Source organism: Burkholderia sp. AU4i (assembly GCF_000466765.1).
Classification (GTDB): domain Bacteria; phylum Pseudomonadota; class Gammaproteobacteria; order Burkholderiales; family Burkholderiaceae; genus Burkholderia; species Burkholderia cepacia.
In genome coordinates, this window is the sequence record NZ_ASSI01000355.1 from 1 (window position 1) to 1,253 (window position 1,253).

Annotated in this window: 1 pseudogene; it reads left to right on the forward strand. The window is 65.0% G+C overall.

The window, feature by feature from the left end:
- Window positions 1-51: 51 nt before the first annotated feature.
- Window positions 52-1,131: pseudogene (locus L810_RS42430) on the forward strand (ABC transporter ATP-binding protein); the annotation flags it as partial.
- Window positions 1,132-1,253 lie beyond the last annotated feature (122 nt).

Sequence of the window (1,253 nt, forward strand, 5' to 3'; positions counted from 1 at the left end):
ATACGAGATCGTTTCACGTGACTGGAGTTCAGACGTGTGCTCTTCCGATCTTTCGTCCGCATCGAAAACGTCGTGAAGAAATTCGGCGACAGCACGGCCGTCGACAACGTGAACCTGACGATCGCGAAGAACGAGCTGTTCGCGCTGCTCGGCAGCTCCGGCTGCGGCAAGTCGACGCTGCTGCGCATGCTCGCCGGGCTCGAGACGGCCACCTCCGGCAAGATCTTCGTCGACGGCGAGGACCTCGCGTCGCTGCCGCCGTACCGACGCCCGGTCAACATGATGTTCCAGTCGTACGCGCTGTTCCCGCACATGACGGTCGAATCGAACGTCGCGTTCGGCCTGAAGCAGGAAGGCACGCCGAAGAACGAGATCCGGGAACGCGTGGCCGACGCACTCGCGCTCGTGCAGATGAGCAAGTACGCGAAGCGCAAGCCGCATCAGCTCTCCGGCGGCCAGCAGCAGCGCGTCGCGCTCGCGCGCTCGCTGGTCAAGCGCCCGAAGCTGCTGCTGCTCGACGAGCCGATGTCCGCGCTCGACAAGAAGATCCGCCAGAAGACCCAGCTCGAACTCGTGAACATCATCGAGAAGGTCGACGTGACCTGCGTGATGGTCACGCACGACCAGGAAGAAGCGATGACGATGGCGAGCCGCCTCGCGGTGATGAGCGAAGGCAAGATCGTGCAGATCGGCTCGCCCGGCGAAGTCTACGAATATCCGAACAGCCGTTTCTCGGCCGAATTCATCGGCTCGACCAACCTGTTCGAAGGGCGTGTGGTCGAGGACGAACCCGACCACATCTTCGTCGAAAGCGACGACCTCGAGGCACGCATGTACGTGAGCCACGGCGTGACGGGCCCGCTCGGGATGCCGGTCGGCATCTCGGTGCGCCCGGAGCGCGTGCACGTGTCGCGCGAGAAACCGGGTACGAAACACAACTGGGCCCGCGGCGTCGTGACCGACATCGCGTACATGGGCAGCTACTCGCTGTACCACGTGCGCCTGCCGAGCGGCAAGACGGTGGTGTCGAACCTGTCGAGCTCGCACCTGATGAACGACAACGCGCCGGCGTGGAACGACGACGTGTTCGTGTCGTGGTCGCCGGCCAGCGGCGTCGTGCTGACGCAGTGAGGATGCCACGATGAGAACCTCCGCTTCCACTTCGTCCGCGCCGGTGTCTGCCGGCGCCGCGAGCACCGGCGCCGGCCGCGCGCGCCCGGGCCGTTTCTCGATGCTGTCGCGCTTCCTGCCGT